This is a genomic window from Thermostichus sp. OS-CIW-26 (assembly GCF_054058395.1).
The window spans coordinates 105,772-123,687 of the sequence record NZ_JBSSAG010000001.1 but is presented as its reverse complement, the minus strand read 5'-3'; the positions used below and the strand labels follow the sequence as shown (position 1 = coordinate 123,687).

At 60.6% G+C, this 17,916-nt stretch carries 13 protein-coding genes and 1 riboswitch; of the genes, 7 read left to right on the top strand and 6 right to left on the bottom strand.

The window, feature by feature from the left end:
* Nucleotides 1–12: 12 nt before the first annotated feature.
* A complete protein-coding gene (locus ACVW0C_RS00520) occupies nucleotides 13–1,392 on the top strand; it encodes a peptidase C39 family protein (RefSeq protein ID WP_457383964.1) in 1,380 nt (459 codons plus the stop codon).
* A 322-nt stretch (nucleotides 1,393–1,714) separates the two neighbouring features.
* A complete protein-coding gene (locus tag ACVW0C_RS00515; protein WP_457383963.1) occupies nucleotides 1,715–3,664 on the top strand; it encodes an NHL repeat-containing protein in 1,950 nt (649 codons plus the stop codon).
* Nucleotides 3,665–3,709: 45 nt separating this feature from the next.
* On the opposite strand, the gene ACVW0C_RS00510 is transcribed toward ACVW0C_RS00515, so the two are convergent.
* Nucleotides 3,710–4,147, bottom strand: coding sequence for a hypothetical protein (locus ACVW0C_RS00510; protein WP_457383962.1), 438 nt, complete (start codon nucleotides 4,145–4,147; stop codon nucleotides 3,710–3,712).
* 210 nt (nucleotides 4,148–4,357) lie between these two features.
* Here ACVW0C_RS00510 and ACVW0C_RS00505 point away from each other — a divergent pair, with 210 nt between their 5' ends.
* Nucleotides 4,358–4,885 carry an adenine phosphoribosyltransferase gene (locus tag ACVW0C_RS00505; protein WP_011434353.1) on the top strand — a complete coding sequence of 176 codons (528 nt, stop codon included), beginning with the start codon at nucleotides 4,358–4,360 and terminating at the stop codon, nucleotides 4,883–4,885.
* A 5-nt stretch (nucleotides 4,886–4,890) separates the two neighbouring features.
* On the opposite strand, the gene ACVW0C_RS00500 is transcribed toward ACVW0C_RS00505, so the two are convergent.
* The 3 genes from ACVW0C_RS00500 to glyA all read right to left on the bottom strand — a co-directional run bounded on the left by ACVW0C_RS00500 (nucleotide 4,891) and on the right by glyA (nucleotide 8,015).
* Nucleotides 4,891–5,457, bottom strand: coding sequence for a hypothetical protein (locus tag ACVW0C_RS00500; RefSeq protein WP_148202776.1), 567 nt, complete (start codon nucleotides 5,455–5,457; stop codon nucleotides 4,891–4,893).
* 98 nt (nucleotides 5,458–5,555) lie between these two features.
* Nucleotides 5,556–6,665: a glycosyltransferase family 4 protein gene (locus ACVW0C_RS00495; RefSeq protein WP_414349946.1), complete on the bottom strand. Its 1,110-nt coding sequence runs from the start codon at nucleotides 6,663–6,665 to the stop codon at nucleotides 5,556–5,558.
* Between the two features lie 24 nt (nucleotides 6,666–6,689).
* Entirely contained in the window at nucleotides 6,690–8,015 is a 1,326-nt protein-coding gene (glyA, locus tag ACVW0C_RS00490) for a serine hydroxymethyltransferase (protein ID WP_457384034.1), read from the bottom strand.
* A 371-nt stretch (nucleotides 8,016–8,386) separates the two neighbouring features.
* On the opposite strand from glyA, the gene psaM reads away from it, so the two are divergent.
* From psaM to purL, 3 genes are all read left to right on the top strand, one after another.
* Nucleotides 8,387–8,479, top strand: a complete 93-nt coding sequence (gene psaM, locus ACVW0C_RS00485; RefSeq protein WP_011434349.1) for a photosystem I reaction center subunit XII — start codon at nucleotides 8,387–8,389, stop codon at nucleotides 8,477–8,479.
* A gap of 206 nt (nucleotides 8,480–8,685) precedes the next feature.
* On the top strand, nucleotides 8,686–11,199 hold the full coding sequence (gene recG, locus ACVW0C_RS00480) for an ATP-dependent DNA helicase RecG (protein ID WP_457384032.1): 2,514 nt from the start codon (nucleotides 8,686–8,688) through the stop codon (nucleotides 11,197–11,199).
* A gap of 21 nt (nucleotides 11,200–11,220) precedes the next feature.
* Complete coding sequence (gene purL / locus ACVW0C_RS00475) at nucleotides 11,221–13,557, top strand: phosphoribosylformylglycinamidine synthase subunit PurL (RefSeq protein WP_457383961.1); 2,337 nt, start codon at nucleotides 11,221–11,223, stop codon at nucleotides 13,555–13,557.
* 135 nt (nucleotides 13,558–13,692) lie between these two features.
* Here the strand turns inward: purL and trxB are convergent, their stop codons facing one another.
* Entirely contained in the window at nucleotides 13,693–15,108 is a 1,416-nt protein-coding gene (trxB, locus tag ACVW0C_RS00470; RefSeq protein ID WP_457383960.1) for a thioredoxin-disulfide reductase, read from the bottom strand.
* A gap of 465 nt (nucleotides 15,109–15,573) precedes the next feature.
* Here trxB and glnA point away from each other — a divergent pair, with 465 nt between their 5' ends.
* Complete coding sequence (glnA, locus tag ACVW0C_RS00465) at nucleotides 15,574–16,998, top strand: type I glutamate--ammonia ligase (RefSeq protein WP_457383959.1); 1,425 nt, start codon at nucleotides 15,574–15,576, stop codon at nucleotides 16,996–16,998.
* Between the two features lie 248 nt (nucleotides 16,999–17,246).
* Here the strand turns inward: glnA and ACVW0C_RS00460 are convergent, their stop codons facing one another.
* Entirely contained in the window at nucleotides 17,247–17,699 is a 453-nt protein-coding gene (locus ACVW0C_RS00460; protein ID WP_414356533.1) for a DUF4278 domain-containing protein, read from the bottom strand.
* Nucleotides 17,700–17,779: 80 nt separating this feature from the next.
* Nucleotides 17,780–17,875, bottom strand: a riboswitch (Glutamine riboswitch).
* Between the last annotated feature and the right edge of the window lie 41 nt (nucleotides 17,876–17,916).

Below are 17,916 nucleotides of genomic sequence, written 5' to 3'. Positions count from 1 at the left end.
GGCAGGCGGACAATGCTCGCAGAAGGCAGTGGCCAAAGGACTCCGTCCCGCTTACGCGAACGGCAGGGGCTGCCTGGGCTGGTCAGCGGGGTTGTGCTGCTCTTGCTGGGGTTGCCCGCGTTGGCCCAGCCTGTTCCAACTTTTCCAGGACTCTTGACGATGCAAGCCCAGACCCACTTCACCTATCGCACCGGGTTTCAGCGCTGGCGGGCGGGAGAAGCTCAGGGGTTTCAGGACTGGTCAACCCAAGGGATCCGCCTGAACGCCCGAGGGCAATTGGTCTTGGATCCAGAGGGTTTGCGGCAAGAAGTCAGCCTTGAAGAGCCTGAGGTGGCGCTAAGGACTCCGTCCCGCTTACGCGATAATGCTCCGCACCGCTTACGCGAACGGGGGCGCCCTTTCTATCCCCTTGGCCCCTACTGGGTGGGAGAAGCCACCAGCCCAGCAGTCCCCACCAGCTTCCCTATGGTCGGGGCAATCGCTTCCTGGAATGCCACCACGCCCCCCGGCACCTGGTTGGAACTGTGGATTCGGGCCAAGCTTTCAGACCGCTGGACAAAGTGGTATCACGGCGGGGTATGGGCTGCGGATCCCTTGACTCTGGCCAGCCACTCAGTGCAAGGACAAGGGGATGAGGATGGCAACCTGTACACGGACTTGCTGGTGCTCAAGGATACCCTCAACGGAGCAGAAGCCTTCCAGGTTAGGGTGCGCCTGTTCACGCAAGAGCCAGGCCGTTCTGCCGTTGTGGATCAGGTGGCAGTTGCCATTTCCAACGAGCCGGTCAAGCCCAGCCGCCTATCCCCTGGGGATCCCAGCCGCTGGGGCAAAATCTTGGATCTGCCTTGGTGCTCCCAGATGGTGTACCCCGATGGGGGAGAGGTCTGGTGTAGCCCCACCTCTTTGGCGATGGTGATGGCCTACTGGAAGCGGGATCCCCGTCCCTGTGAGGTGTTGGTGCGCGCAGCGGTGGCCGGTGTGTATGACCGGGTTTACCAGGGCCATGGCAACTGGGCTTTCAACGTCGCCCATGCTGCCGAGCAGGGTTTGTCCGGCGTGGTGGCGCGGCTGGAGAGCTTGGCCCAAGCAGAAGCCTGGATCGCGGCAGGGGTTCCGGTGATCCTCAGCTATGCTTGGGGTGAGGGAGAACTGGAAGGGGCGCCAATTCCCAGAAGCAACGGCCATCTGGCGGTGCTGGTGGGATTTGCTCGCGGCAGCGGTGCGGAGCAGTTTAGCCACGGGGATCCCATCGTCCACGATCCGGCGGCCAAAACCAACGAAGAGGTTCGCCGTACCTACCGCCGCGAACAGCTAGAGTCGTTGTGGCTGGAGCACTCCGGGGGTACCGTCTACTTGATTCATCCGCGAGAGTGGCCTGTCCCCACTCTATAGCCGAACCGGGCGAACGCGGGCAGCATCGACTTACAGCGCTACCGCTATGGCCTGGATGATTTCCTGGCCGCTGAAACTGCTATCTGGTCTTTCGGTGGGGATTTGAGTAAGGATAGATGGAGTGAGGAGTGCGACTCACCTGCGGGTGAGGATGGTTGGTCATGAATAGGAATGCGGTTCAGGGGCCAAGGCATTGGTCGAGGTGGCTCCTGCGGCAGAGAGGGTGCTGGGCAATTCTCGCCGGTTTGTACGCTGATGAAGGTAAGCGTGGGGGTTTGGGTTTCCGCCATTTCCCAGTTTGTGGGAGGGGATGAGCTGCATCATGCCACGACGGGCTTCCCTGACACCGCTACCTTGGCCTGCGCTGAGTGCCTTGGTGCTGGCTCTCTCGGGCTGTGGCGAGCTTTCTTCTTCTAGTCTGTCTCCCAGCGTTGTTCCCCCTGCGGCCCTACAGCCGGTTTTAACTCCAACTCCTCTCCCTCCCTCCCCGCTTTCTCTGACTTTCGAGCAAGCGCGTCAGGCCGGCTTGTCGGTGCCCAGCAACCGCATCGTTCTGCTGCTCCAGGAACAGGGATCCGATCTGGTGGCCCAGCTACCGGCCTCAGAGGTGGATCGCTGGCTGGCTCGCACTCCCACCTGGCCGGGAGTGGAAGGGATCGACCTGAGCATTACCCTGGGCACTTATCGCCAAACCGCCACTGCCCCTCTGCGCCTGGGGCAACCGGCCACTTTCACCTTCACCAATCCTCCCGCCGGAGAAGCGGAGCTCAGCGCCATCGCCTATCGGGGATCCACCACTCTGGCGCAGGGGAAGGGATCCCTGACCCTTTCTGCCCGCTCTGGGAGTTCTGGCAGTGTCAATCGTCCTCCCCAAGACACAGAGCGCCAGCGCCGCCTTTCGATGTTGGTGCTCTCTGAGGTGGGGGTACCGCTGCTGCACACCAGCTCGGCAGCGCCCACCCTTGGCCAGCCGTTGCTGCTCTCAGGGGAAAATTTGGAGCGGGTGGAAACGGTTCTCTTTGCTGCAGCAGCCAATCCCGAGCGCATCCTGAAGGGGGAAATTCGCTCCCGCAGCGGTGACCGCCTGGTGGTGATGCCGCCTTCTTCTCTTTCCGGCTCGGTTTGGGTTGCCGTTGCGGATGCTTCCGGGCAAGGGCTGGGCACTCTGGTCTACGATTGGCCTGCCGCTACTCCTTCCCCCAGCCCCTCTCCCACCCCCACTGCTCCGGCAGCATCGGCCTGGGTGGTGGAAACTTTGCTGGATGGCCGCACCTCGCCCGCGGCAGATCCTGTCGGCAACGCCCCTGATAACACCGGCACCGAGTCCAGGATCTACCTGCAGCAAATCAGCGGCATTGCTGTGGATCCTGAAGGAGCCTTCTATTTAGCCGATAGAGCCCAGCACCGCATCTTCCGGCTGTCTCCAGAGGGGGAATTGGAAGTTTGGGCCGGCACAGGCCAAGCAGGCCGCCGCGACGGAGCAGCCAATCAAGCTCAGTTTGACTCCCCACAGGGGCTGCTCTGGGATCCCAAGGGGGGATTGTGGGTGGCCGACAGCGGCAACCATTGCCTGCGCTATATCAACCTGCAACGACAGGTGAGCACCTTTGCCGGCACTTGTATAGCCGGATACCGAGATGGGGGGCTTGACCGAGCTCAGTTCCGGGAGCCATCTGGGCTGGCTTTGGGTTCAGATGGCAGCCTCTACGTTGCCGACCGCGCCAATCGCCGCATCCGCCGCATCACCCCTGCAGGTGAAGTGACCACGGTTGCCGGCACCGGCCAGCCGGGATCCGTCGATGGCCCAACAGAACAGGCCCAGCTCCTGCAGCCCACGGCTCTGGCGGTGGATAAGGAGGGGAACCTCTGGATTGCCGATGGACATCGCCTGCGCCGGCTCTCTGCTGGCGGACGAGTGACCACCCTCTCCGGGGCAGAGCCAGGCTATCGGGATGGCCCCCTGGCAGAGGCCCGTTTTCAAACCCTGGGGGGGCTGGCCTTCGATGCGGCAGGCAACCTCTGGGTGGCCGACCGAGATAACCATCGCATTCGTCGTCTTCAGCCTGGGGGACAAGTTTCCACCTTGGCCGGACAGAATCAGCGCGGTTGGCAGGATGGCCCCACCTCGGCAGCCCGGTTTGAGCAGCCTGCCGGCTTGGTAGTCTTAGCGGATGGCAGTGTGGTGGTGGTGGATGCCGGCTTGCCGGGCTTGCGTCGCATAAGCCGCGTTGCTTCTGGGCCTGTCACCCCAACCCCTGGGGGATCTCTGTAGGCTCTTGACAGGCCGCCGTCTCTCAGGTTTCACAGGGATCCCCATCTACTCAATCACCACACTCTTCGGGCCGGCGTTCACCTCTGGGCGACCCTGATTGAAGTTGGCCAGGAAGGTGTCTGGATCTTTGAGGCTGAAGACCAGCTTTTTGCAGGGCAGTTGCAGCCCTACCGGCCCCAGCAAGGGAATAAAAAGAGGCTTTTCCTGCACCAGTGGAATGGCAATTACCCCTTGGGTGCTGGTGACCGGGCCAACGATCCCCTGAAAATCGGTGCGCACGCCCAGTCCGTAGTACCAAGGCCAGGGGAAGCGCTCCCCTTGTCCCAACTCGCTCAGGGAGAACGTCTCGTTGAACAGGCTGCCCGCCCGCACAATGAGCTTGTCTTGCAGCAGATCGACATAGGCCGCCTCGCTGCTCACCCCAAACAGAGCCAGCGGCAAACTGGCTAGGGGATTGGAGTCGATGGCCATGTAATAACGCATGAGAAGTCTCCGAGTTCACAGATGGGTGACCAGGTGAGCCGCGGCCCCCAGCCTTGCCAATTATAGAAAATCTTCCCCGTTGCCAGACTGACCAAAAGGGATCCCATCTGCCCATTAGCTAACCGAGTATGATGGGTTGCTTGGAGCGTCCTTTGAGGACTCCGTCCGAATAGCGCGAACAGCAAGCCACTGGCCAGCGAGGAAAACAAGATGGATCTGCGAGCCCTCATTCGCTTGGTGCCCGATTTTCCCAGACCCGGCATCCTCTTTCGGGATATGACCCCCCTGCTGCAGGATCCGGCAGGCTTCCGGGCGGCTATTGAACAGTTGGCCGCCGGCACCACCGGCATGGGATCCCTAGATTATGTGGTCGGCATCGAGTCGCGGGGGTTCATTTTAGGGGCTGCTTTGGCACAACACCTGGGCTTGGGCTTTGTCCCGGTTCGCAAGCCAGGCAAACTGCCGCCGCCGGTGCTCAGCCAGACTTACAGCCTGGAATACGGCCAAGACCAGCTCCAACTGCACGCCCACGCCCTGCGGCCTGGAGAGCGGGTGTTGATCGTGGATGATGTCATTGCCACCGGGGGTACAGCCGCTGCCACCGCCCAATTGGTGGCCCAGAGCGGCGCTGAGGTGGGGGGATTTGCCTTCTTAATCGAGCTGGCCTTTTTGTCCGGCTGCAAGGCTCTTCCCCCTGGGATCCCTGCCCATGTGGTGATGGTAGAGGAAGGCAACTGAGTTCCTCAAGTAAGGTGCACCGACTGTTGGACGAGGATCCCTGGTGTTTTGGGCAAAGGTTGGCTCAAGCGGCTGATCTGAGCCTGGGCCTGCAGTTGTTCGTCAATCCAGTCCGCCAGTTCCCGCATGTAAAGCGCCACATGGATCGCCTGGTCGCGCTGTGCTGGCTCCACACCTTTTTCCGCCAGGCGGGCCAGAATTACGGGATCGCTCAGCTCCTCCAGGGCGGCAAAGTCTTCCGGTTGGTCGAACCCCAGCTCTGCCATTTTCTCGAACACATACCCCAGCCGCAGGCCGGTGGCCTCGCACTGCCCCTCCAGTTGCCAGGGATCCCTCAAGGCCAGGGCAACAGTTCGGTAGGCGGTTTGGGCGATGGAGCGCCAGGTGCCGCGGTGGATGCGCAGGCTGAGTTGCTGCCGATCCCAGCCCAGGGCTTCTCGCACCAACAGGCCGCAATTGCAGCGGGTGCTGTCCCGCCAGCAGTACTCCCAGTCCCAGAAGCCCCAGTGTTGGGATTGGATACGATCCGCGGTGCGGCGCAGGAGAGCTGCCAACTCAGGTGTGGGGCGCATGAGGCAACACAGAGCTAAACAAAAAACAACAAAACAAAAAACAACAAATATAGAGCGCCTCCAGTCTAGGCAGGCGAGCGATGGAGAACAAGCCCAGCTCAATCTTCTTTACATTCCTGGTCGCAACAGCATTGCGGAGCAACATATTCCTGTTCGGGCCTGTCCTCCGAGGGCAAAGCTCGTTGCCGTTGCCAAGCCCCCCAAGCCACCCCTGCCAACACCAGCGAGGCCCCGCCCAGGTAGGTGCCTCCTGCCGGCAAGCCCGCCAAGGCCAAGGCCAGGGATCCCCCCCAGAGGGTCATGGCATAGATCAGCAGCACTGAATGCCGATGGGATAGGCCGGCTTTGAGCAAGCGGTGGTGCAAGTGGCCTTTGTCGGGATGGAAAGGCGACTTCCCCCTGGCCAGCCGCTTGAGGATTACGGTGGACATATCCAGGATCGGCACCGCCAAGATAAAGAAAGGCAGAGCCACTGCCAGCGTGGTCACCCCCTTGGCCACCCCGATCACCCCGATCCCAGCCAGGGTAAAGCCCAAAAAATAGGCCCCCCCATCCCCCATGAAGATCTGCGCTGGGTTGAAGTTGTAGCGCAAAAAGCCTAGGCAAGCTCCCGCCAAAGCCGCCGCCAGCATGGCCGCCGCCGGTCGATCCAGCAGCAGGGTTACGATCAGCATCACCACTGCCGCAATTCCCGACACCCCTGCCGCCAGCCCATCCAGCCCGTCCATGAAGTTGATGGCGTTGGCCATCCCCACCAGCCAGAACAGGGTAATCAGCAGGCTCAACCACACCGGAAAGGGCCAGATCCCTCTCCCGGGCAGACTGATGAACTCAATGCGCACCCCTACTCCCCAAGCGGCAGCAGCCACGCCGAATTGCATCAACAAGCGGGAAAAAGGCGACAGGTGAAACAGGTCGTCCGCCAGGCCAATCAAAAAAAACAAAACCCCACCGATCGTCACCCCCCAAATCTCGTACTCCTGCTCGGTGCGCAAGCCCCCAAAAGCTCCGGCTCCCCAGAGCAACAGCAGGGCCACCAAGTTCCCAAAAAAGATGGAAACCCCCCCCAGGCGCACCATCGGTTGCTGGTGGATCTTGCGCTCGTCGGGAAAGTCCAACTGGCCACTGCGGATCCCGACCGCCTTCACCACCGGGGTTGCCCACAGAACCACACAGGCAGCAGCCAGAAAGGCAACCAAGTAGGGCATAGCAAGCCGTGGCGAGGATTGCGGTTATCCCAAGTGGGGGTAGAGGGGGAAACGACGACAGAGCTGAGCCACCCGCTGGCGACACTCTTCCAATACAGCAGGCTCCTCAGGCTGAAACAGACAATCGGCGATGATCTCCCCAATTTCCTCAAATTCTACTGGCCCCAAGCCGCGGGTGGTCAAGGCTGGGGATCCCAGACGCAGGCCGCTAGCTACAAAGGGCGGCTGTGGGTCGAAGGGAATGGTGTTTTTGTTGGCGGTGATGTGGATCTCCCCCATCAGCCGATCCGCCCGCTTGCCTGTCATCACCGGATCCGCCGCCCCCACTTTTTCCAGCACCGCCGAAACCGAGCGCAGATCCAGCAGCATCAGGTGATTGTCGGTGCCCCCGGAAACCAGTCGAATGCCTCGCCGTTGCAGGGATCCCGCCAGGGCTTGGGCATTGGCGATAACTTGGGCCGAGTACTGGGCGAAGCCGGGCTGCAGGGCTTCCCCAAAGGCCACCGCCTTGCCGGCAATGACATGCTCCAGCGGCCCCCCTTGACTGCCGGGGAACACCGCCTTATCCAGCTTTTTGCCCAGCTCTGGGTCGCGGGTGAGAATGAGCCCTCCACGCGGCCCTCGCAGCGTCTTGTGGGTGGTGGTGGTCACCACATCGCAGAGGGGCACCGGGTTGGGGTGGTGTCCGGTGGCCACCAGGCCGGCAATATGGGCAATGTCGGCCAGCAGATAAGCTCCCACCTCATCGGCAATGGTGCGGAAAGCGGCAAAGTCGATTGCCCGCGGGTAGGCGGAGTAGCCGCAGATGATCAGCTTGGGCCGATGCTGCAAAGCCAGATCCCGCACTTGATCGAAATCAATCCGCTCCGTTTGGGGATCCACCCCGTAGTGCACCACGCGGAACCACTTGCCGGAGACGTTTACCGGGGAGCCGTGGGTAAGGTGGCCGCCGTGGGCCAGATCCATGCCCATGATCGTGTCCCCCGGCTGCAGCAGGGCCAAGAAAACAGCAAAATTGGCCTGAGCCCCCGAGTGGGGCTGCACATTGGCGTGGGCTGCCCCGAACAATTGCTTAGCCCGGTCAATGGCCAGTTGTTCAATCTCGTCAATAAACTCGCAGCCGCCGTAGTAGCGCTTGCCCGGCAGCCCTTCTGCATACTTGTTGGTGAGCACCGAGCCCTGGGCTGCCAAGACGGCAGGAGAAGTGAAGTTCTCGCTGGCGATCATCTCCAGGTGATCCCGCTGTCGGTTGAGCTCTTGCTGGATCAGGCGGTAAACCAAGGGATCCGTTTCCGCCAGGATGGCCAAGCTATCCCGTAGGGTGGTCAGACTTTGTGGAGCAGCTACCATGATGACGCCAAGACCGAACTTCGCAGGAGGAATGGGCAAGAACTGCTTCGCCGTCGCGACGGCGTTGCGGAGCAACATCGTAGCATGACCCGCAAACCAGCAGCGCAGGCCCCGGCCTTTCTGCCTGGGGTAAAACCCCAAAACTGAGAAAGAATCCCTTGCTTTAGGGGTGGGGAGAATGTCAGTCGCGACAGCGTTGCGGAGCAACATCGATCCAAGCAGAGGATCTGGGAGCCACGGTCAAGCGGGATGGGCAAGGGCTGCTTTGTAAAGAATGTTGAGCTTTTCTTCTCGGTGTCAAGGCTACCCCTCAAGCTACGGTAGAGTGAGGGGGCTGACTTTTGTGCAATTCCACTGTTAGGGAGTTGGTTATGACGGACGCACAAGTTTTCACCATCCTGGCGATTGCCTTGGTGCCGGCAGTGATGGCTCTGCTTTTGGGATCCGCCCTGGCCCGCAGCTAAAGCTCCTGCATCTCCCAAAAAGTGCCTCTGGATCCCTTCGGCCTGCCCCGTCACGACAGTGTTGCGGAGTAATAAGGCAGGCTTTTTTCTTTATCAAGGAATGGAAAGTGTGGCTTGCGCTGCTGCACTCCTTCGGTTGTCCTGCCGTTGTTGGCTAAAGTTGGATTGATAAGGAGCACTCCCGGCAGCCAAGCAACTTGAGCCAGGTGGATCTACAGCGGCTTCAGCGCGCCCTTTCCCTAGAAGCAGAGGTGGGGTTTACCGACCTGCGGGGGCGAGAGCAGACCTTCTCCCAATTTTTGGGGAGCGTGTTCGGACAGGATCCCCCCTCTGACTGGGTGCTGAATGGAGATGACCGGCGGCGATGGAAAGAACTGGGATCCCGCTATACCCTGTATTCCGAGCTGGAGCTGCCCGAACGCCAGCACCTGGTGGCCGAAACCCGCCGCTGGCTGGAGCGAGTCCGACGTCAGCAAGAGCTGTCCCGACCGAGTTCCCACCAACCTGGCTCGTTTGCAGCCTCGTTGCCACAGCGCTCTGGTTTCCCTGCCGTAGGCGTAGCAACAACCCCCCCAGAGGCAGGGCGGAGCACGATTTCCCCATCTCTCCCCGCCGGCCTTAGCCTGGAGCAGCCGCTGCAATTTCTCAAAGGCATTGGCCCCAAGTCGGCGGAAAAGCTGGCACAACTGGGCCTACACAGCGTGCGGGATGCCCTCTACTACTTCCCCCGCGACTACCTGGACTATTCCCGGCGGGTGCTCATCCGCCAAGCCAAGGTGGGGGAGACCGTTACCCTTGTAGGGACGGTGAAAAGTTGCAGTTGCTTTACCAGCCCTAAGAATCCCTCGCTGACCATCTTCAACCTAAAGATTGCCGACAAAAGTGGTGTAATTACCCTCAGCCGCTTCTACAGCGGGCGGCAGTTTGCCCAGCGCAGTTGGCAAGCTTCCCTGGAGCGGCGATACCCCAAGGGGGCCCTGGTGGCTGCCAGCGGCCTGGTCAAAAAGGGCCGGTTGGGCCTAACGCTGGATAACCCGCAACTGGAGGTGCTGGGGGGAGAGGGCGAGGAGCTGGACAGGCTGGGCAAGATCTTGCCAGTTTACCCTCTCTCAGAAGGGATCCCCGCCGATCTGGTGCGCAAGGCGGTGCAACTGGCTTTGCCGGCGGCGGCCTTGGTGGAGGATCCCTTGCCGGCGGATCTCAAGCGGCAGTTGCAGCTTTTGGACTTGCCTGTTGCCCTGCAGCAGATCCACTTTCCTGAGACCCGAGAGCTGCTGGCCCAGGCCCGGCGGCGGCTGGTGTTCGATGAGTTTTTCTACCTACAACTAAGCCTATTGCAGCGGCGACACCGCTATCGTGCCCAAGCTCAGGCCATACCTCGTTACCAGCCGGCTAGAGGGGAGCTGTTGGATCGCTTCTACCAAATCCTGCCCTTTCAGCTTACCGCTGCCCAGCAGCGGGCCATCGACGAGATCCTAGCGGATCTGCGGGATCCCTTGCCCATGAACCGCCTCTTGCAGGGAGATGTGGGATCCGGCAAAACCGTGGTGGCGGTGGCAGCTGTGCTGGCAGCCATTCAATCCGGTTGGCAGGCGGCCCTCATGGCTCCCACCGAGGTTTTGGCCGAGCAACACTACCGCAAGTTGGTGGAATGGCTCAGCCAGCTGCAGGTGCCCGTTGAACTGTTGACTGGATCCACGCCCCCTGCTAAGCGCCGGGAGATCCTGCGGCAGTTGCAGACCGGGGAATTGCCCTTGGTGGTGGGCACCCATGCTCTCATCCAGCCGGCAGTGCAGTTTCGCAACCTGGGCTTGGTGGTCATCGACGAGCAGCACCGCTTTGGCGTGGAGCAGCGGGCCGCCCTGCAACAGAAAGGGGATCACCCCGATGTGCTCACCATGACCGCCACCCCCATCCCCCGCACCCTCACCCTGGCCCTGCATGGGGATCTGGATGTTACCCAAATTGACGAGCTGCCGCCGGGGCGCAAGCCCGTGCACACCCTGGTAGCCCGGCCAGGGGATCGCCTGCAGGTGATGCGGCTTATCGAGCGGGAAATTGCCCAAGGGCGGCAGGCCTACGTGGTGCTGCCGTTGATTGAAGAGTCGGAGAAGCTGGATCTGAAATCTGCCATCGAGGAACACCAGCGTCTGCAGGAAAAGGTTTTCCCCCAATTTCGGGTGGGCCTGCTGCACGGGCGCTTGACCAGTAGCGAGAAGGAAGCTGTCATTGCGGCCTTTCGCCGGCGGGAGCTGGATATTCTGGTCTCTACCACGGTGGTGGAGGTGGGGGTAGATGTGCCCAATGCCTCGGTGATGCTGGTGGAGCATGCGGAGCGCTTTGGGCTCTCCCAACTGCACCAACTGCGGGGGCGGGTAGGGCGGGGATCTGACCAGGCCTACTGCATCCTGATGACAGGATCCAAAAGCGAGGAGGCCCTGCGGCGGCTCAAGGTGCTGGAGCAGTCCCACGACGGGTTTTTCATTGCCGAGATGGATCTGCGCTTCCGCGGCCCAGGGGAGGTGATGGGCACCCGCCAGTCGGGGCTACCCGATTTTGCCCTGGCCAGTCTCATGGAGGATCAAGAGGTGCTGCAGCTGGCCCGCCAGGCGGCAGAGCAGCTTATTGTCCAAGACCCCGACCTGAAGCGCTGGCCCCCCTTAAGCCGCATACTGGAAGAGCGTCAGGCCCGTCTCTTGGGCCCTGGGTTGTTGACCTAAGCTAGGGGCAATTGGAGCACTATGCCCTATACTCTCGAAGACTTAAAAGCCCACGGCCTTTCCCCGGCGGAATATCAACAGATCCAGCAGCAGCTGGGCCGGGATCCCAACCCCAACGAGCTGGCCATGTTTGGGGTGATGTGGTCAGAGCACTGCTGCTACAAAAACTCCCGCCCTCTGCTGAAAAACTTTCCCACCACGGGCGAGCGGGTAGTGGTGGGGCCGGGGGAAAATGCCGGCGTAGTGGATCTGGGGGAGGGGGATTGGCTGGCGTTTAAGATCGAGTCCCACAACCATCCTTCGGCAGTGGAGCCCTTCCAGGGGGCAGCTACCGGCGTGGGAGGGATCCTGCGGGATATCTTTACCCTGGGCGCCCGTCCCATTGCCCTGCTTAACTCGCTGCGCTTTGGGCCGCTAACAGATCCCCGCAACCGCCGCCTCATGGCCAGGGTGGTGGAAGGGATCGCCCACTACGGCAACTGTGTCGGGGTACCCACAGTGGGGGGAGAAGTGGCGGTGGATCCCTGCTACAGCGGCAATCCCTTGGTCAACGTCATGGCCTTGGGGCTGCTGGAGACCCCTACGGTTGTCAAATCTGCAGCCCAAGGGGTGGGAAATCCCGTTTTGTATGTAGGCTCCACTACAGGGCGGGATGGCATCCGCGGCGCCAGCTTTGCCAGCGCCGAGCTCAAGGAGGATGCGCAGCAGGATCGGCCGGCAGTGCAGGTGGGGGATCCCTTCCTGGGCAAGTGCCTCATCGAGGCCTGTCTGGAGGCCTTTGCCACAGGAGCTGTGGTGGCTGCCCAGGATATGGGGGCAGCCGGGATCACCTGCTCCACCGCGGAGATGGCGGCCAAGGGAGGGGTGGGGATCCGCTTTGACCTCGACCGAGTGCCGGCGCGGGAAAGCGGCATGGCTGCCTGGGAATACCTGCTCTCGGAATCCCAGGAGCGGATGCTGCTGGTGGTGCAAAAAGGCCGCGAGGCGGAGGTGATGGAGATCTTCCACCGCTGGGGTTTGCAAGCTAGTGTGGCCGGGGAAGTCATTGCCGAGCCGCTGGTGGAGATCTGGCACCAGGGATCCTGCGTGGTGCAGGTGCCGGTGCGGGCTTTGGCCGAAGACACCCCCGTCTATGTCCGTCCGGTGTTGCCAGAGCCGCCAGCCTACGTGCAGGCAGCGTGGCGATGGGATCCCGCCACTCTACCCCCTTGTGATTGCCAGGGGATCCACCTCGCTCAGGCAACGCTGGCATGGAAAGAGGTGCTGCTGCAGCTTTTGGCCAGCCCCACCCTGGCCAGCAAAGCCTGGATCTATCGCCAATACGACCACCAGGTGCAAAACAACACCGTCCTTTGGCCGGGCCAGGGAGATGCGGCGGTTATCCGCATCCGTTCCCAAAAGTTTGGCGTGGGCGAGGTGCCGCCCCTGCGAGCTTCCCGCAAGGCCATCGCTGCCACCCTGGATGGCAATGGCCGCTGGGTGTATTTGGATCCCTACGAGGGGGCCAAGGCAGCCGTGGCGGAAGCTGCCCGCAACCTCACCTGTGTGGGGGCCGATCCCCTAGCTGTTACCGATAACCTTAACTTTGGCAATCCCGAAAACCCGGTGGTGTACTGGCAGCTGGCCCTGGCCTGTCGGGGGATTGGAGATGCCTGCCGTGCCCTCGGTACGCCGGTAACGGGGGGAAACGTTTCTCTCTACAACGAGACCCTCACCCCCCAGGGATCGCAGGCTATCTACCCCACCCCTGTCATTGGCATGGTGGGTCTGGTTCCCGATTTGCAATTTATCTGTGGCCAAGGGTGGCAGCAGGCAGGGGATCTCATTTACCTCCTGGGATCCCAGGCCCTCACCAGCTTGGGGGGCAGCGAGTATTTGGCGGTCATCCACGAGCAAGTTACGGGCCGGCCCGCGCCAGTGGATCTGGAATTGGAAAAGCGGGTGCAAGCTGCCTGTCGCCATGGAATCCGCCAGGGCTGGGTGCGCTCTGCCCACGACTGCAGCGAGGGGGGATTGGCTGTGGCTTTGGCAGAAGCCTGCTTGAGCGGAGGCCGCGGCGCAACCCTCTCCCTGGCTCCTGGATCCTTGCGCTGGGATCAGGCCCTGTTTGGCGAGGGATCCAGCCGCATCCTGGTTTCTGTGGATCCGGCCCAGCGCTCTGCTTGGGAAGCCTACTTAGAAGCGCAGCTTGCCGGCCAGTGGCAGCTTTTGGGAGAGGTGGGATCCCCTGCGGATCCCCTGCTCTTAAGGACGGCAGAAGAGGATCCCTTACTGGTGGTGTCTTTGGCAGCCATGCAGGCCGCCTATCACGGCGCCTTTGCAGACCATCCAGACCCCAGTTATTTCCAATCCAAATGAAACTGCTTCGTTGGATTATCCCTAGCCCTCCTCTCGTTCTGGGAAAGGGATCGGCGGCGAGGGAATAGCTCAAACCAAGGCATAACCCACGACCACCCCTTAAAGCCAGGGGTTGAAGAGGACGGGGAAAATGTCCTAACACAAATTTGCCTGAATCACCTCTCGATATTGGGACTTGGGCTTAACGCCCACCAACTGGGCCACCAGCGTCTTGTTTTTGAAAAATTGCACCGTCGGGGTGCCCGCCACCCCCCCTGCCTCTGCAATCTCCGGATCTTTCTCAATATCGATCTCCACCACGTGCAGCTTGTCCGAGAACTCATCGATGATCTTGTTCAAGATCGGCTTGAGGGCATGACAAGGGGCACAGGTGGGGGCGGTGTACTTGACCATGAGCAGGCGATCGCTTTCGTGGTAGAGTCGCCGCAGGGCATAGCTCCCCTCATGGCAAGTCTTGCTGAAGTCTAAGTCATCCTGTCCATTCTCCTCAAAGCTGGCCTCCTCAACAGCAGGATCCCCAGCAGACTCTGCCGCAGAAGTCGCAGCAGGGCTGGGTTCAGGATGGCTTTGGGGAAGGACGTGATACTCCTGGGCCAAGCCGTGTTCCGAGAGCCAGCGCTCTGCCAACATGGCCGCCATACAGCCGGTGCCGGCAGCGGTAATCGCCTGACGAAACTCGTGATCCTGCACGTCGCCGGCGGCAAACACCCCCTCCACACTGGTGGCCACGGATCCCGGGCGGGTGACGATGTAGCCGACTTCATCCAGTTCCAGTTGCCCTTTAAATAGGTCTGTGTTGGGCTTGTGGCCAATGGCATAAAATAGGCCACCCACTGACATCTCGCGTATTTCGCCGGTTTGGTTGTTCCGCACTTTCACCCCGGTCAGGCGCAGGCCGTCGCCCATCACTTCCACCGCCTCGGTGTTCCAGTGCACAGTGATCTTGGGGTTGTTGAGAACACGATCCTGCATAGCCTTGCTGGCCCGCATTTTGTCGCTGCGCACCAGCATGTGCACGTGGGATCCAAACTTGGTCAGGTAGGTGGCCTCCTCACAGGCAGTATCGCCGCCGCCGATCACCACCAATTCCACCCCTCTGAACATGGGCATAGCCCCATCGCAGACAGCACAAGCTGACATGCCCCGGTTCCAGTAGGTCTCCTCCCCCGGCAGGTGTAGGCGCTTGGCTGTGGCCCCGGTGGCGATGATCAGGCTGTGGGTGCGCAATTCCCGCTCGTCAGAACGGACGACAAAGGGCCGCTGGCTTAAATCCACAAAGGTGACATCTTCGGTGTAAAGTTCTGCCCCCCACCGCTGCGCTTGAGCCCGCATGTTCTTCATCAGTTGGGGGCCGGTGATGCCCTCGGGAAAGCCCGGAAAGTTCTCCACCTCGGTGGTGGTCATCAGTTGCCCGCCCGGGATCCCGCCCGCCTGGAACCCCTCAAACACAACCGGCTTCAGGTTGGCACGCCCAGCGTAAATGGCTGCTGTAAACCCAGCAGGGCCGGAGCCGATGATCACCACATTCTCAACCCGACTTTGCTCTGTCATCCGATGTCTCTCCTTCTGCAATGGGAATAAAAGCCAAACTCATAACGACTACGCTTTAGCTTAACACCCCTTGGCGAACCGGTCGAGGCCGAGGCCTATTAGCCTCATTTTCGCTCGCCTCAGGCCATTGGGGCCTTTTTTGCCCATCCCATAGGGTTATCTCTGCCCAGAGGTTGGCCAAGTGGCGGCCATTGCCCAAGTTTTGGATCCCCAACACCCAATCCCGGTTGACCCAAGCCAGAAGGAAAAGAGGTGTCTGAGATGGCCAGCAATTTGGTCTTGGTCAGAAAGCGGAGCTCAAATGAATTTTGTATCAGAAACTACAAAATACCCGTGTTGGCCTTTCTAGGATGAGTGAGCGTTTTTGGCCTGTCTGGGTCGAAGCGTGGGGATCACCTGCTGGGATCCCATTTGTTTCAGCCACAGTTCCCCCAGTCTTAACCGCAACCCAATCAGGAGAGAGTAATGGCATCCACGCCCCAAGAAGTGCTTCAGATGATCCAGGACAACAACGTCCAGATAGTGGATCTCAAGTTTGTGGATATCTTTGGCACCTGGCAGCATGTTTCCTTCCACACCTCGATGATCAAGGAAGAAACCTTCACCGAGGGGCTTCCCTTTGACGGATCCAGTATCCGGGGCTGGAAAGCGATCAACGAGTCGGACATGTACATGGTGCCGGATCCCAAGACGGCTTGGATCGATCCCTTTCTGGAGGTGCCCACCCTCAGCATAACTTGCAGCATTGTTGAGCCGCGCACCGGCCAGCCTTATAGCCGTTGTCCCCGCAGCCTTGCCGCCCGTGCCGTTGCCTATCTGCAATCGACGGGCATTGCCGATACTGCCTACTTCGGGCCGGAGGCAGAGTTTTTCATCTTTGAGGATGTTCGTTTCGACCAAACCCAAAACTCGGCCTACTACTTCGTGGATTCCATCGAAGGTCGCTGGAACTCGGGCCGCGAGGAGAAAGGTGGCAACCTGGGCTACAAGCCTCGCTACAAAGAGGGCTATTTCCCGGCCCCGCCCACCGATGCCCATCAAAACATCCGCACCGAGATGCTGCTGACCATGGGCAAGTTGGGGGTGCCCATCGAGAAGCATCACCACGAGGTGGCTACCGGCGGGCAAGGGGAGTTGGGCTATCGCTTTGCCGATCTGATCACGGCTGCCGACTACATGATGGTTTACAAATACGTGCTCCGGAACGTGGCCCGCAAGCACGGCAAAACCGTCACCTTCATGCCCAAGCCCCTATTTAACGACAACGGCACCGGCATGCACACCCACCAGTCCCTCTGGAAGGATGGTCAGCCTTTGTTCTATAGCGAAGGCACCTATGCCAACCTGAGCGAGACGGCTCTCTACTACATCGGTGGCCTGCTCAAGCATGCCCCGGCGATCCTGGCCTTCACCAACCCCACCACCAACTCCTACAAGCGCTTGGTGCCCGGTTTTGAGGCGCCGGTGAACCTGGCTTACTCCCAGGGCAACCGTTCCGCCGCCATTCGCATTCCGGTGACCGGCAACAATCCCAAGGCCAAGCGTCTGGAGTTCCGCTGCCCGGATGCCACCTGCAACCCCTACATCGCCTTTTCGGCCATGCTGATGGCTGGCCTGGACGGGATCAAGAATAAGATCCATCCCGGCGAGCCCTTGGACAAAGATATCTACGATCTGGAGCCGGAAGAGCTGGCCAAGATCCCTTCCACGCCTGGATCCCTGCTGGATGCCCTGGAAAACCTGCAGAAGGATCATGCCTTCTTGCTGGAGGGAGGCGTCTTCACCGAAGATCTGATCCAGACCTACATCGAGTACAAGATCGACAACGAGATCAACCCCATGAATCTGCGGCCTCACCCCTACGAGTTCGCCCTTTACTTCGACGCCTAAGCGGTGTGGCCGATTCTGCAGCGGGATCCCTGATGGGATCCCGTTTTTTTCCGAGGAAATAGCACCCCTCAATTGTGGATCCCTTGGGCAACTTAGCTACTTTTGGTCAACAGCACCTCGTGCCAGCGTTGAAGCGTCCTGTGCCGTCCATCGACCTGAGGAAGCTCAACCCAGAAACCAAAAAGGGATCCCCAGCCGGGATCCCTTCTCGCTGAGCTCATGCCAGAGCATCAACAGTTACGGGCAGATCAGCTCATGCTGACACGGCTACGGTCGTAGTTGAGCCGGAAGGTGGGATGCACTTTTCCTTGGATGCGGTTCCAGAAGTTGCGCACGTTGACATGCAGGCCAATCTGCTCTGTACCGCGGATCAGCATGGATTGCTGACGAATCCGAATCAAACGTTGATGGCTCATCATCAAGCGGCGAGACAGGTCGTCCAAGAGGTGAGAACGGCCAGCAGCAGCCACCGGGGCAGATGCCTCTGCCGTCTGAACGGGTTGAGCCGATCCTTCGACCGCCTTGGGATGATAAGCCACACCTCGATAGAGCAGGTCAAGGTTGGTGGGCAAAACCACCGGCTTGGTCAGATGGCGGAACCGCCAGTCCAGCCCCCGGTAACGACCCCCCACTTTGCCGGGAGAAACCGCCGCTGTTGCAGAAGAGGGGGTGTAATCGACGCCACGGTAAAAGAGTTCCATGATCTTCGCCTCCAAATGAGTTGAGTTTTCATCCGTTCGCCTTCTCCCAAGAGAAGCCCCACGGTTACCAGAAGAGTTGAGGCGCGTTCCTTCGGGATCTCTCCCTACTTCCGTCCTCTGGCTGCGATGTCGCTCTACCCATGATGAGCCGCCCAGCACGCGAGAGGATGAACGATTTCTATCTACATTCTGTATTATAAGCTACGGTTTTGGGGTG